Genomic DNA, 13,428 nt, shown 5'->3' with positions numbered 1-13,428 from the left:
TCACACAATATAGGCATTCTACATAGACTATAACTAAATGCCTATAGTTTACGGGGTGATCAATATGAATACGCAATTACAACAAAAAATAGAAGAAGCTAGAGAGACGTATATTGGCCGGATATTTACATTTGGCGGCTCAGTATTATTTTTAATCGGTTCATTCCTTGCAGTCACTACAGCCTATAAAGCATATAATCGTTTATTACACTCATCAACATCCACATAAAAAAAGACGGGAGATCCCCGCCTTTTTTTATGCAAACATTTTAAATACACCTATCGCATTTAAAAATACAATTATTACAGTTACCGGAATAACATAACGAAGTAAGAAGAACCAAATGTTAAATAACGTTTTCCCCTTCGTTTCCGTCACTTCTAATTCTTTCATCAATAACTCTTTACTCATTTTATTTGGTACAAATAATGAAATAGCTAGTACTCCTAACGGTAGCAATACGTTACTTACCGAAAAGTCAACTAAATCAAAGAATGTTTTCCCGAATATTTTCACGTCACTCATAATCCCAAATGATAAAGCTGATGGAATACCGACTGCAAAAATAAGAATACCGATTAATAATGATGCTGACGGACGCTTCTTCTCATTACCTTTCGCAACAGATGCTACTACAATTTCAAGCATTGAAATTGCTGATGTTAAAGTCGCAAAGAAGAATAAAATTAAAAACATAATAAAGAAAAATTGACCAAATGGTATTTTTGCAAATACTGCTGGAAGGACGATAAACAGTAATCCTGGTCCTTCAGTTGGTTTTACTCCTAATGCGAAAATCGCTGGGAAAATTGCTAATCCTGCAAGTACTGTAACAAAAACAGTTAAACTCACAATAGATGTTGCTGATTTCGCTAAATGTTCCTCTTTCTTTAAATACGAACTATACGTGACCATTACTGAGGCACCTACTGTTAGTGAGAAGAAAGATTGTCCCATCGCGTATAAAATCGTATCTGCTGTAAGCTTTGAAAAATCTGGCTTTAAGAAGAACTCTACTCCAGCAAAAGCACCATCGAGTGTTAACGCACGAACAATAATCGCAATAAATAAAATAAATAATAGCGGCATCATGTACTTACTTGCCTTTTCTATACCTTTCTCTACCCCTTTACTTACGACAAAAATTGTACAAAGCATAAAGATAAATTGTGCTCCAATCGCACTTAACGGATTTGAAATCGTTTCACCGAACAATTGTCCATAATCAGCTGCTCTATTCCAGAAACTTCCTGTCACACTATAATATAAATAAAGTAAAATCCATCCACCTACAACACTATAAAAAGATAGTACACTAAAACAAGTAACAACTCCCATACGACCAATCCAAGGATATACTTTGCTATTTGGCACTAGTACTTTATAAGCTGTAACCGCCTCTTTTTGCGTGCTACGTCCAATAACAAACTCCGCTATTAAAAGAGGCATACCTATAAATAAAGTTAATAGTAAAAATACAAGGAAGAATGCGCCTCCCCCGCCATTACCTGCAACATATGGAAATTTCCATATCGCACCAAGACCTACTGCGGCTCCGGCTGCTGCGAGTACAAAGCCTATTTTCGACGTCCATTGCTGTGTTTCTTTCATCATAAATTCTCCTTTTCTGAATATTTAAACTTTTGTTAATTATACACTTTCATTTCATACTCGCACACCTCCTTTAGAAAATAAAAAAGTCCCCTACACGCAAATATGCATGTAGAGGACGATATATGTAATATAAATACCGTGGTACCACCTCAATTGGATTGATAAATCCCACTTGTTCAAGTACAGGAATAATTCCGATACTCTATCCTTTTAACGGCGGAACCCGGGTTACCTACTACAATGTTCAACATACCTCTCGCAAGCCCATTCTGTATATTTTATCGTACCGGGCTCCCACCTAACCCCAGCTCTCTGAACGCATCAAATATACGTACTCTTCTTGCTCATCGATTTTATCTATTGAAGTTACTTGTGATTATAAATTATATTTTTATATTTGTAAAGCTCACTTTATCTTTTATTATTTTAAAACCTTTTCCTCTAATTCTCGTAAAAAACTTTCTCTTTTCCCCTCGTTTTGCACATATACTGATTTCAACACTTCTTGGAGCAATATATTTCGCTCTCTCTTTTCTAACTGTAAATCTTTTAACTTCACCCTTACTTCATATAAAAAATCTAAATACAATTCATATGTCTCATCATATTTATTTGCAATCTCATCTCGAATTTTTTTTGCGAGCTTAGGGCTCGCTCCCCCAGTAGAAACTGCTATATTAAGTAAACCACGATGAATTGCTGCCGGAAAATGAACATTACCACTTTCCGGATTTGTAATAACATTTACTAATTGATTCTCGGCGGCATCTTCAGCAACTTGTTCATTTAATATTGAATCACTACTCGCTGCAACAACTAAAAAAGCACTTTTAATATCACTTTTTTCATATTCTCTTTGATACCAACGAATTTTCTTTTCTTCCACAAGTTTTACTAAATTCGCATCTAATTCTGGACTTATCACAACTATATCCGCACCCTGTTTGAGTAAAGGAATAATTTTAAATCCTGCAACTTTTCCCCCGCCAATAACAACAACGCGTTTCTCATTAACTCGCACTGTAAGTGGATACATTCTGATCTCCTTTCAATAACTCCGTCGTTTTCTGAATTAACATATCTTGAAACGCTTCATTCTTCCCTAAATATGGACTGATTTTTATCTCTTCCAATTCATATTGGCGCACTTCTTTCTCAATATGTTTCATAAGTAAACCTGTAAATAACAAGTAAGGCAGTACAACGATGTTCTTTTCTTTTCGTTCTACAACTTCCTTTAACTTCTTCTCAAATTTTGGCTCTGCAGCCGCTAAATAACAAACTTCTACTTTTTTAACCTTCTCTTTTGTTTGAAATAAAGAAGCAATCCAGTTTATATCTCTTAATACTTCAGGATCACTACTCCCTCTTGCAACGAGAAGTAACGTCACTTCATTTTTATCTTCCTGTTCGATGCCACTTCCGCTATACACCGATTTAACAAGTGTTTCTGATACACCAAACGGATTACCATAAGTCACTTTAACATTTGGATATTGATTCTTGAGCTTTACCAATTCAAACGGAATATCTTTCTTCACATGACCTGCCGCTAATAAAAAAACAGGGATAGCAATAATCTCTGTGGCCCCACGCTTCACACATGTACGAAAACCATCTTCAATAGAAGGATTCGCTAACTCTAAAAAACAAACTTCTTGAATAGTCGCTTCTATACGGCTCATACACGATGTAATAAATTGAATCGCCTCTTCTTTCGCTGTCTTCAAACGACTTCCATGACATATATATAGAACGGCTTTCATTTTACAACACTCCACTTACTTGATAAGCATTTTCTGTCTGCTTCTCAAACCAATGAATTTTTTCTCTAAAACGGACAACTTCTCCAATTACAATCATGCTCGGATTTTGAATTTGCTCTTTTTTCGCAACATCTACAATTGTCCCTAACGTTCCAACAACTGTGCGTTGCATAGACGTCGTCCCCTGCTCAATAATAGCAGCTGGCGTACTTTTATCTTTTCCATGCTTCATAAGTTGCTCACATATGTAGGGCAAATTACTAACCCCCATATATACCGCTAAAGTCTCTACACCTTTCGCTAAACTTTCCCATTTCACTTCTTCTTCAGCACCTTCTTTCCTATGCCCAGTCACAATAGCAAAACTTGCACTTGCATCACGGTGCGTCACTGGAATGCCCGCATAAGCAGGAGCAGCTATTCCAGCTGAAATACCAGGAATGATTTCAAATGGTACACCTTGCTTTGCTAATGCTTCAGCTTCTTCTCCCCCTCTACCAAACACAAATGGATCGCCGCCCTTAAGCCTCGTTACAACTTTTCCTTTTTTCGCATACTTAATAAGAAACGTGTTAATTGTCTCTTGCTTCATCGTGTGATAATTCGGGAGTTTTCCGCAATAAATTAAATCCGCGTCAGGCTTTGCGTGTGAAAGCAGCTCTTTATTCACAAGTCGGTCGTATAAAATAACATCTGCCTTCTCAATACATTTCAACCCTTTAACAGTAATTAAATCTGGATCGCCAGGACCCGCTCCAACAATATAAACCTTTCCCATCATCTCTCCTCATTTCTTCTATTAAAATGAAACTTCCATTCGTATATAAGAATGGAAGTTTTTATTTTTTCGTATTACTGATCTCTACTCATGGATAACAAATGCCGCACCTTTTCGAATCTTCTTTTTTTCAAACAAAGAAATCTCTTTTACCTCTGGCAACGGTAAAAAATGCTTTTCAAGCTCAATCTCCGCAAGCTTAAATGCCTGTTCTTCACTTTGAGCAACAACAACAATCGGAACAATACTATTTACTAACACAGCTTCAAATCGATATAAATCCATATCGTCCCTCCTAAGACGCTATTACTTCTTCTAACACGTTATTTAACGCTATTTGTAATGTATCTACACCAACACGACCTACAAAATCATAAAATGTTTCAGCTGGTAATTTATTCTCTTTGAAATAACTTATAAATGATGCGAGTACATCAGGTAGATCCTCGCCATCTATTTTTCCTTTTAACTTTTGATTGTAGGCACCGCCATCTAATAATGTTCCACCTACGTATATTTCAAACGCTTCAACAATGCCTTTTTCCTTCGTTTTCATTTTCACACCTTGTAACCCAATGTCAGCAATTTGACGTTGACCACATGAATTCGGGCAGCCTACCATATGAATTCGAACTGGAACATCGAGTGCAATTTGTGTATCTAAGTATTCTGCAATTTTTCGTAATCTTTCTTTCGTTTCTACTAGTGCAAGATTACAATATTCAATACCGGTACATGAAACCGCATGACCAATAAATGATTTCGGGCTAGCAGATATCGCTTCAAACAGCGGTTCACTAAGTAATCCTTTTACATTTTCCGGAGGAACGTTCGGAATAATGAAGTTTTGCGAGTTACATGTACGAATTTGTCCATTTCCATATTGCTTTGCGATTCTTGCAATCTCAAACATTTCTTCTGCATGTAAACGACCTACCGGTACATTAAAACCTACATATTTTAATCCCTCTTGTTTTTGGTCTTGAACACCATAAAAATAGCCTGCATTCCATCCTTTGAGTGCACTTTCCCCTTTACTTTGTAAAGGCCCTGTATACTCTATTAGTTTCTCTTTAAATTTCTCTGCTCCCCAGTCCGCAACAAGAAATTTCAACCGAGCTAAATGACGTTTTTCACGATATCCAAAATCACGGAATATAGTAGCAATCGCAATCGCCACCGCCTTCACTTCTTCTGGTAAAACGAATACATCTAATTCATCAGCTAAATACGGACGGGCTGATAATCCTCCACCTACTTTTATATGAAAACCAACTTTTTTCTCACCATCTATTTCTTTCGTAGCAGGTGTAAATGCAACACAGTTAATCTCTGCGTTTGCTGAGTTATAAATATTAGAACTAATAGACATTTTAAATTTACGTGGTAAATTAGAAAACTCTTCATTGTGCTGGAAGTAATCGTATACTTCTTTTACAATATGCGTTGTATCAAATAATTCATTTGCATCAATGCCAGCAAGCGGATTACCTGTAATATTACGCGTTATATCACCACAAGCCCCCGCTGAAGATAACCCAACTCTTGCTAATCTATTAAAAATATCTGGAATTTGCTGAATTTCTAACCAGTGAAACTGAATCGCTTGTCTCGTCGTAATATCTATTACATCACGTCCATAATCTTCAGCGATAGAAGCAAGCACTTCTGCCTGTGCATTTGTAATAATCCCTGACGGAATATTTACCCGCATCATAAAATAACCAGCTTCTTTTGGACGTTGTAAATACAATCCTGCCCATTTAAAGGCATCCCACTCTTCTTTCGGAATAGATTCGAATCCATTTTCCGCATAGTAAGGAATATCATTAAAAATTTCTAAGCCATCTTTTTCTAATTTATTTTTCTCCGTCTGATTTAATTTTTCATTGTTAGCCCATACTTTTTCATAACTCATTGTTTATCCCCCTATATAAAACTACGCTCTTGTAAATACTTCACGATTTGTTCCGCACATTCTGCAATAGAATATTTGTGCGTTTCTACAATTAATTCCGCTTGTGCTGGCTCTTCATAAGGCGAATCAATACCTGTGAAATCCTTAATGTCACCTTTTCTTGCCTTTTTATAAAGCCCTTTCGGATCTCGTTTCTCACACTCTTCAATCGGACACTTCACAAAAATTTCAATAAATTCATCTGCCGCTAATAAATCTCTTACTTGTTTACGGTCTACTCGAAATGGTGAAATAAATGCTGTAAGGACAACTGTTCCTTGATCTACAAATAACTTTGCCACTTCGCCAATACGTCTTATATTTTCCATGCGATCACTTTCAGAAAATCCTAAGTCTTTATTTAAACCGTGACGAATGTTATCCCCATCCAGCACATAATTTCCAATATTCTTTTCAAACAGTTTACGAGCGACCGCATTCGCTACTGTAGATTTACCCGAAGCTGATAAACCAGTAAACCAAATTACAAAACTGTGATGTCCATTCTTCGCTCTTCTCTCATCTTTTGAAACCGACGCTGTATGCCAAGTAATATTCGTATCCATCTCGTTCTCTCCCTATTCTGTTACTACTGCTTTTTTCAATCCTTTAATTAGTACTTCCACTACTTCTTTACGACTAAATGTACTCGGCGGAATCTCACCGTTTCTTAATAATTCTCTTACTTTTGTACCCGATAAAATAACATGATCTTCTTTTCCGTGCGGACATGTTTTCGTTGAAGCCATCGCTTCACATTTCGTGCAGTAAAAACTATGTTCAAAGAATAGTGGTGTAATTCCTAACTCTTCTATCGTAAAATTCGTGAAAATTTCTTGCGCTTCGTATGTTCCGTAATAATCTCCTACTCCAGCATGATCACGCCCTACAATAAAGTGGGTACATCCAAAATTCTTTCTTACTAACGCATGAAATATCGCTTCCCTTGGTCCTGCGTAACGCATTGCAGCAGGAAATACACTTAAAAAGACACGATTTTTCGGATAATAGTTTTGAAGGAGTACTTCATAGCTTTCCATTCTTACATCAGCAGGAATATCATCCGATTTCGTTTCTCCAACGAGTGGATTTAAAAAGAGACCATCTACAATTTCAAGAGCAGACTTTTGGATATACTCATGGGCACGATGTACCGGGTTTCTCGTTTGAAACCCGACCACTGTTTTCCACCCACGTTTTTTAAATTCTTCCCTCGTTTCAATTGGGTCTAAATGATAAGAAGGAAATTGATTATTTTCAAAGCGTTTTGTTAGAATAATAGTTCCTCCAACGTAAACGTTTGGTCGTTCATATAATTTTTCCACTCCTGGATGAGCCCCATCCGTTGTTTTATATACAAGTAACGCTTCTTTTTCTTTATCTGGTACAAAAATATCTTCTATTTGAATGACACCATATATATTTCCATTGTTGACAAGCTTTACTTCCTCTCCAACTTTCAGGCTTTCTGCAACTTTTTCTGTTACAGGTAATGTAATTGGTATACTCCACACACTACCATTTGCTAAACGAAGCGTTTCTACGACTGAATCATAATCTTCCTTCCCTAAAAAACCAGTAAGGGGGCTATATCCACCTGTCGCCAATAGTTCTAAATCACTTAACGCAATATTGTCTAACTTAATTTCTTTTTCAATTTGTGATACGTCATATGCCTCATCTATACGGTTTACTAATTCGTTTACTATGCTCATTTTTCTATATCCTCTCTTAGCTTTATTTCAAGATTCATCTTATTGGTAATGAAGACCACATTCAGTTTTCACTTTTCCAGCCCATCTACCATCTCTTGAATCGCCACCATCCCCAACAGGTAACGTACATTTCTCACACCCAATACTTGGATAACCAATATCATGCAACGGGTTATACGGCAAGCTATGTTTGTATACATATCGCCAAACTTCTTTCCACGTCCAATGAATGAGTGGACAAACTTTAATAGATTGAAAACGATGATCTTGATTTATAAACTTTGTATGCTTACGTGTTTCTGATTGTTCCCTTCTTAAGCCTGATATCCATGCTTTTTCCACTACTAATGATTTTTCTAAAGGTAAAATTTTTCTAATCTTACAACAAAGATTCGGATTGCTCTCCCACAGTTTTTCACCATGCAACTTCGTCTGTTCATCAAGTGTAAGTTCTGGCTGTTTTTCTATAATATTCAATGAAGGAAATCTTTCCCGCACTTTCCGAATTAATTCATACGTTTCTTGAAAATGAACATTTGTATCCAAAAATACGACTTTAGCATATGGATTTACTTGGTTTATAAGGTGCAGCAATACCATACCTTCCACCCCAAAGCTACATGCGTAGACAATTTCATCTTTATACTCTCCATAAGCCCACTTTAATACTGATAGCGCGCCTTTTGTTTCGTCTTCTTCCGAAAATGAAACAACATTTTCTTCCCACGTTTCATACGTCAACATGTTTTTTCCCCCTGTAAAAGCAAAAAGACGGTTTTAACCTAATAAAAATAGGTTAAAACCGCCTCTAGTTTTTCTAGTCAGCGCTTTTCACTTTAAACGTACTTTTTCACTTTTCTCTAACTGAATTACTTTTCCATCTTGCACAACAATTGTAATTGAACCATATTTCATATCAGCAAGCATCGCTTCAATCTTCTCGGATACTTCATCAAAATGTTCCCGTACACTCACGCAAACAGCCCCCCTTTTTATTCATAAAAAAAATCTTTCCCATTTCGAAAAGACTGTTCGGTAATATATTTTACCTTATCTTTCAAAATGGATCCCATTTTGCTGGATTTAGCACCTTGCTTTCTATAAGCAGGTTGCCGAGCTTCTTCGGGCCAGTTCCCTCCGCTTCTCTTGATAAGCTTTGTATTTGTATTTTATCACAATTCTGATTTTTTTCAATCCTAGTTTTCCGATATATTTTAATTATTTTATTTTATAAAAAAGGAATTGCCCATACGAACAACTCCTTTTCCTATTTAGACAAGCTCTTTAATACGTATGCGATCGTTCCCAATAATATTTTCATATGTTTCACGTTCCACAACTACTTGCGATGTTCCGCCTTTTGCAAAGACAACGGCTGGTCTTCGAATCCGATTGTAATTATTCGCCATCGAGTACCCGTATGCTCCTGTACAGGAAACTGCTAGTAAATCAGAAGCAGCGACTTTCGGTAAATGAATATCCCAAATCAACATGTCTCCACTCTCACAGCATTTCCCGGCAATCGAAACGAGTTCCTCATTCTCATCATTCCCTCGATTCGCTAACATCGCTTCATAACGCGCGCTATATAAAGCTGGTCTTAAATTATCTGTCATTCCACCATCGACTGATACATATTTCCGAATACCAGGAATATCTTTCACAGATCCAACTGTATAAAGTGTTGTCCCAGCATCACCTACAATGCTACGGCCTGGTTCAACCCATATTTCTGGCAATGGATATTCACATACAGTAAATTGTTCTCTCACTGCACTTGTTACAGCTCGCACATATGTCTCAAGAGTTAATGGTGTATCTGACTCTGTGTAACGTATTCCAAATCCTCCGCCTACATTTAACACTTTTACTACATAGTTTGTTTGCTCTCTCACTTCTTCTAAAAATTGGCGAAGAACTTCAATCGCTCGAACAAAACCAGCTGTTTCAAATATTTGTGATCCAATATGTGAATGGATCCCTAGCACATTATAATTTGATTTTTGTAAAGCAAATCCAATTGCCTGCATCGCTTGACCGTTTGAAACGCCAAATCCAAATTTCGAATCATCTTGACCTGTTGTAATATATTCATGTGTGTGCGCCTCTACTCCAGGCGTTACACGAATTAATATGTTCACAAATTTCCCATGTTGCATCGCTAAATCGTGTAAAACTTCTAATTCAAAGAAGTTATCTACGACAAAACAACCGATATTCGCCTGAAGAGCCATCACTATTTCTTCTTCTGTTTTATTATTTCCATGAAAATGAATACGTGATGCCGGAAATCCTGCTTGGAGCGCAGTATATAATTCTCCCCCAGAAACAACGTCTAATGACATACTCTCTTCACGAGCTACTCGGCACATCTCCATGCACAAGAACGCCTTGCTTGCATATGCTACTTGATAAGAGAAACCACTTTCTTTAAAAGCACGATGAAATGCTCGACATTTTCCTCGGATAGACTCTTCATCGTATACATAAAGTGGTGTTCCGTATTGCTTTGCTAGCTGCGTCGTATCGCACCCTCCAATTTCTAAGTGTCCTTGCCCATTAATTCGGCTTGTGCCGTGTAAATACATTTAAATTCCTCCCTTATTTCCTCTAAAACTCATAACCCCAATCTTCTATTCATTGCAGCACGCTTTTAGATAGACAAAAAACGCGCGGAACAATGTTCACACGCGTTTCTTATTAGGAAAAATATATATTGAAAAAATAAACGAGTTGTTATCTCCTCAAAATAAGAAACCGCATCAACATCTCCAAATAGCTCTCCATAAAATAAATCTTATGACAGTACTACATTTATTCAATGCAGTCCCAATATATGAATAAGATGGTTATTCTTATATTTCGGCAATAGTCCCTTTCAACCTATGATCACAGATTCCATTAAATCTCCCATAGCTTACTCTTTCCTATCGCGGCCTCTACCTTTGAGAGTAGATGAGGTAAGTCTATTTAATTTTCAAACATCTAATTGTTGCTATTAACAATACCAAAGGACCATTTTATTTGTCAAACAATTTTTTATATTGTTTTTTTGCAGTTTAATTTCGTATCGTCTGGTAAGCGCTTTACTAATACCTTTGTTACTTCCCATTCGCCTTCTTCGTTATTAAATGTAATCGTTACCTTCTCAAATGGTGGAGCAATTTTCCCAGCAACACGTTCATACTTTGTCACTTCAATACTTGCTTGAAATAAATATGTACCGCTATACACTTTTTTTAAACTAATAATTTTAGGACATTGATAAGGTTTCAAACTTCCATATTGTTTTTCAATTGCTTTATTTATTTTTGGAAATAAAACAGAATAAAGTGCATCTTCCATAAGAGGTGCATCATATTGGGCTACCGACACACTCGGTGAAGTAAAAAGTATAACACTACTGCATGCTATAAAATATAATAATTTTCGCATTATAACCTCCGTATTATCACGCGATTCTTTCTGCGTACGATAATTATCATACATAGAAATTCTGTTTTATTGTCTCCCATCACTCTTTTTCTACTCGATTATTATAAAAAAGCCCACAACCTTCTTTTATTTTCGTATAATGATACTCATAGTATAATAATCATAATAACAAAGGACTGTTCGTATATATAAAATGAGTCTTTAAGCAAACTGACTCACAAGAACTGTCATGCTTTTTAGGAGAGGAGTATATTATGCTACAACATCTGTTTCCAAAACTGCGATTTGCACTCGTTGCAGTCGTTTTACTATGGATTAAAACATATATTGTGTACAAGCTAGCATTTGATATCAAAATTGATAATTTCTTTGAAGAATTCATGCTTTTTATCAATCCACTAGCTGCGTTACTTTTATTTTTCGGCTTAGCTTTACTTGCATCTAAGCACCGAAACCGAATTATAATTGGAATCAGTTTTATACTGTCATTTATTTTATTTGGAAACGCAATGTTTTATGGGTTCTATAACGATTTCGTTACTTTCCCGGTTTTATTCCAAACAAACAATATGGCTGATTTAGGGACAAGTATAAAAGAACTCTTTACGTACAAAACATTACTTTTATTTGCAGATGCAATTATTTTAATGTTTATTTCGCGTAAATTCCCATCATTTGGCGACAAAGCACCACTTTCCCGCTCAGAGAAGCGAACTTTCTTTAGCGGTGTAACAGCTTTATTAGCACTACAAATTGTTGTATCAGTTATTTATAAACCACAAATGTTCTCACGCTCATTTGACCGTCAAACTGTCGTGAAGAATTTAGGTTTATACACATATCATCTATTTGATATTACGCTTCAATCCAAGTCTTCAGCTGAGCGTGTATTTGCAAGTGGGGATGGGTTTTCTGAAATTAAAAACTATACAGACTCAAAAGACAAACAAGTTGATAAAAACTTATTTGGAGCTGCAAAAGGTAAAAATGTAATTTTAATTTCAATGGAATCTACACAAAGCTTTGTTATTAATAAAAAAATAAATGGAAAAGAAATTACACCATTTTTAAATGAATTTATTAAGGATAGTTTCTATTTCGATAACTTCTATCATCAAACTGGACAAGGTAAAACTTCTGATGCTGAATTTATCGTTGAAAACTCACTTTATCCGCTAGATCGTGGTTCTGTATTCTTTACTCATGCAACAAATGAATACACAGCGACACCAGAACAATTAAAGAAATACGGATATTCTTCTGCCGTCTTCCATTCAAATGATAAAACGTTTTGGAATCGGGATGTAATGTATCCTGCGCTTGGATATGATCGTTACTTTAATTTAAATGATTACGCAGGAACGGAGCAAATGTCTGTCGGTTGGGGATTAAAAGATAAAGAGTTCTTTGAACAATCTATTCCAAAGTTAAAATCTTTACCGCAACCGTTCTATACAAAATTTATTACATTAACAAATCATTTTCCGTTTCTTCTAAATCCGGAAGATCAATATGTTGATGAATTCAACTCGGAAAGTGGTGTTGTAAACCGCTACTTCCCAACTGTTCGTTACACAGATGAAGCTCTTAAATTATTTATTAAACAATTAAAAGAAGAAGGATTGTATGATAATTCCGTTATTGTCATCTATGGTGATCATTACGGTATTTCCGAAAACCATAACGCAGCTATGGCACAGTTCCTAGGAAAAGATACTATTACACCATTCGATTCTATGCAATTACAACGAGTCCCTCTTATTATTCATGTACCTGGCCAAGAAGGAAAAGTTGTTTCTAAAGTATCCGGTCAAATTGATATTAAGCCAACGCTCCTTCATTTACTTGGTATTAAAACAAATAAATCCGTTGAATTTGGAACTGACTTATTTATTAAAGAGAAAGACCCGCTTATGGTAATGCGTGATGGTAGCTTTGTTTCTGAAGAGTATGTTTATACAAAAAATATGTGTTACAAAAGAAGTACGGGTGAAGAAGCTGACATGACGCTATGTCAGCCGTATATTGAAAAAGCAAAAACAGAATTAAAACTCTCCGACAAATTAATTTATGGAGATTTATTACGCTTCGATCCTAATAATCGATATAAAACTGGAACGATGACAACGAAATTTGAATAGTAAAGGAAGCAACTTTATACA

The 13,428-nt window shown here is 36.0% G+C and carries 14 protein-coding genes, 2 riboswitches and 1 other annotated feature; of the genes, 2 read left to right on the top strand and 12 right to left on the bottom strand.

The window, feature by feature from the left end; genetic code table 11:
• The first annotated feature begins 64 nt into the window (after positions 1–64).
• Positions 65–229 (top strand): hypothetical protein, encoded by a 165-nt coding sequence (locus NST27_RS07190; protein ID WP_001096002.1) that lies wholly within the window; start codon positions 65–67, stop codon positions 227–229.
• A gap of 27 nt (positions 230–256) precedes the next feature.
• Here NST27_RS07190 and NST27_RS07185 read toward each other — a convergent pair whose 3' ends face one another.
• The 12 genes from NST27_RS07185 to NST27_RS07130 all read right to left on the bottom strand — a co-directional run bounded on the left by NST27_RS07185 (position 257) and on the right by NST27_RS07130 (position 11,266).
• A complete protein-coding gene (locus NST27_RS07185) occupies positions 257–1,612 on the bottom strand; it encodes a sodium-dependent transporter (protein ID WP_000665441.1) in 1,356 nt (451 codons plus the stop codon).
• Positions 1,613–1,723: 111 nt separating this feature from the next.
• Positions 1,724–1,972, bottom strand: a binding site (T-box leader).
• A gap of 64 nt (positions 1,973–2,036) precedes the next feature.
• A complete protein-coding gene (locus NST27_RS07180) occupies positions 2,037–2,651 on the bottom strand; it encodes an NAD(P)-binding protein (RefSeq protein ID WP_000283358.1) in 615 nt (204 codons plus the stop codon).
• The gene (locus NST27_RS07175; RefSeq protein WP_000648891.1) at positions 2,626–3,381 is read right to left on the bottom strand and encodes a sirohydrochlorin chelatase; all 756 of its coding nucleotides are present in this window, start codon (positions 3,379–3,381) and stop codon (positions 2,626–2,628) included. The genes NST27_RS07180 and NST27_RS07175 overlap by 26 nt, the downstream gene beginning before the upstream one ends.
• 1 nt (position 3,382) lies before the next feature.
• Positions 3,383–4,159, bottom strand: a complete 777-nt coding sequence (gene cobA, locus NST27_RS07170) for a uroporphyrinogen-III C-methyltransferase (protein ID WP_000521255.1) — start codon at positions 4,157–4,159, stop codon at positions 3,383–3,385.
• 84 nt (positions 4,160–4,243) lie between these two features.
• Complete coding sequence (locus NST27_RS07165) at positions 4,244–4,444, bottom strand: DUF3906 family protein (RefSeq protein ID WP_000366913.1); 201 nt, start codon at positions 4,442–4,444, stop codon at positions 4,244–4,246.
• A 10-nt stretch (positions 4,445–4,454) separates the two neighbouring features.
• The gene (locus NST27_RS07160) at positions 4,455–6,077 is read right to left on the bottom strand and encodes a nitrite/sulfite reductase (RefSeq protein ID WP_000119614.1); all 1,623 of its coding nucleotides are present in this window, start codon (positions 6,075–6,077) and stop codon (positions 4,455–4,457) included.
• 11 nt (positions 6,078–6,088) lie between these two features.
• Positions 6,089–6,682 (bottom strand): adenylyl-sulfate kinase, encoded by a 594-nt coding sequence (gene cysC, locus NST27_RS07155; protein WP_000380492.1) that lies wholly within the window; start codon positions 6,680–6,682, stop codon positions 6,089–6,091.
• 12 nt (positions 6,683–6,694) lie between these two features.
• The gene (sat, locus tag NST27_RS07150) at positions 6,695–7,831 is read right to left on the bottom strand and encodes a sulfate adenylyltransferase (protein WP_000029484.1); all 1,137 of its coding nucleotides are present in this window, start codon (positions 7,829–7,831) and stop codon (positions 6,695–6,697) included.
• Positions 7,832–7,870: 39 nt separating this feature from the next.
• Positions 7,871–8,575 carry a phosphoadenylyl-sulfate reductase gene (locus NST27_RS07145; protein WP_000959011.1) on the bottom strand — a complete coding sequence of 235 codons (705 nt, stop codon included), beginning with the start codon at positions 8,573–8,575 and terminating at the stop codon, positions 7,871–7,873.
• 87 nt (positions 8,576–8,662) lie between these two features.
• Complete coding sequence (locus tag NST27_RS07140) at positions 8,663–8,806, bottom strand: YezD family protein (protein ID WP_000116158.1); 144 nt, start codon at positions 8,804–8,806, stop codon at positions 8,663–8,665.
• A 72-nt stretch (positions 8,807–8,878) separates the two neighbouring features.
• Positions 8,879–8,987: riboswitch (SAM riboswitch) on the bottom strand.
• 115 nt (positions 8,988–9,102) lie between these two features.
• Entirely contained in the window at positions 9,103–10,419 is a 1,317-nt protein-coding gene (gene lysA, locus NST27_RS07135) for a diaminopimelate decarboxylase (protein WP_000280677.1), read from the bottom strand.
• A gap of 180 nt (positions 10,420–10,599) precedes the next feature.
• Positions 10,600–10,781: riboswitch (Lysine riboswitch) on the bottom strand.
• A gap of 89 nt (positions 10,782–10,870) precedes the next feature.
• Positions 10,871–11,266: a DUF3888 domain-containing protein gene (locus tag NST27_RS07130; RefSeq protein WP_001228824.1), complete on the bottom strand. Its 396-nt coding sequence runs from the start codon at positions 11,264–11,266 to the stop codon at positions 10,871–10,873.
• 254 nt (positions 11,267–11,520) lie between these two features.
• Between NST27_RS07130 and NST27_RS07125 the strand changes: the two genes are divergently transcribed.
• Positions 11,521–13,407: an LTA synthase family protein gene (locus NST27_RS07125; protein WP_047385792.1), complete on the top strand. Its 1,887-nt coding sequence runs from the start codon at positions 11,521–11,523 to the stop codon at positions 13,405–13,407.
• Positions 13,408–13,428 lie beyond the last annotated feature (21 nt).

It is taken from the genome of Bacillus sp. FSL W8-0770 (assembly GCF_038008705.1).
GTDB lineage: Bacteria > Bacillota > Bacilli > Bacillales > Bacillaceae_G > Bacillus_A > Bacillus_A cereus.
This window is presented reverse-complemented; position numbering and strand designations above follow the sequence as displayed.

What these genes read in the sequence shown, in the direction of transcription:
- NST27_RS07175 (WP_000648891.1), bottom strand. Translation starts at nt 3,381, where the DNA reads ATGAAAGCCGTTCTATATATATGTCATGGAAGTCGTTTGAAGACAGCG.
- NST27_RS07180 (WP_000283358.1), bottom strand. Translation starts at nt 2,651, where the DNA reads ATGTATCCACTTACAGTGCGAGTTAATGAGAAACGCGTTGTTGTTATT.
- NST27_RS07160 (WP_000119614.1), bottom strand. Translation starts at nt 6,077, where the DNA reads ATGAGTTATGAAAAAGTATGGGCTAACAATGAAAAATTAAATCAGACG.
- NST27_RS07185 (WP_000665441.1), bottom strand. Translation starts at nt 1,612, where the DNA reads ATGAAAGAAACACAGCAATGGACGTCGAAAATAGGCTTTGTACTCGCA.
- lysA (WP_000280677.1), bottom strand. Translation starts at nt 10,419, where the DNA reads ATGTATTTACACGGCACAAGCCGAATTAATGGGCAAGGACACTTAGAA.
- NST27_RS07130 (WP_001228824.1), bottom strand. Translation starts at nt 11,266, where the DNA reads ATGCGAAAATTATTATATTTTATAGCATGCAGTAGTGTTATACTTTTT.
- NST27_RS07145 (WP_000959011.1), bottom strand. Translation starts at nt 8,575, where the DNA reads ATGTTGACGTATGAAACGTGGGAAGAAAATGTTGTTTCATTTTCGGAA.
- sat (WP_000029484.1), bottom strand. Translation starts at nt 7,831, where the DNA reads ATGAGCATAGTAAACGAATTAGTAAACCGTATAGATGAGGCATATGAC.
- NST27_RS07125 (WP_047385792.1), top strand. Translation starts at nt 11,521, where the DNA reads ATGCTACAACATCTGTTTCCAAAACTGCGATTTGCACTCGTTGCAGTC.
- cobA (WP_000521255.1), bottom strand. Translation starts at nt 4,159, where the DNA reads ATGGGAAAGGTTTATATTGTTGGAGCGGGTCCTGGCGATCCAGATTTA.
- NST27_RS07190 (WP_001096002.1), top strand. Translation starts at nt 65, where the DNA reads ATGAATACGCAATTACAACAAAAAATAGAAGAAGCTAGAGAGACGTAT.
- cysC (WP_000380492.1), bottom strand. Translation starts at nt 6,682, where the DNA reads ATGGATACGAATATTACTTGGCATACAGCGTCGGTTTCAAAAGATGAG.
- NST27_RS07165 (WP_000366913.1), bottom strand. Translation starts at nt 4,444, where the DNA reads ATGGATTTATATCGATTTGAAGCTGTGTTAGTAAATAGTATTGTTCCG.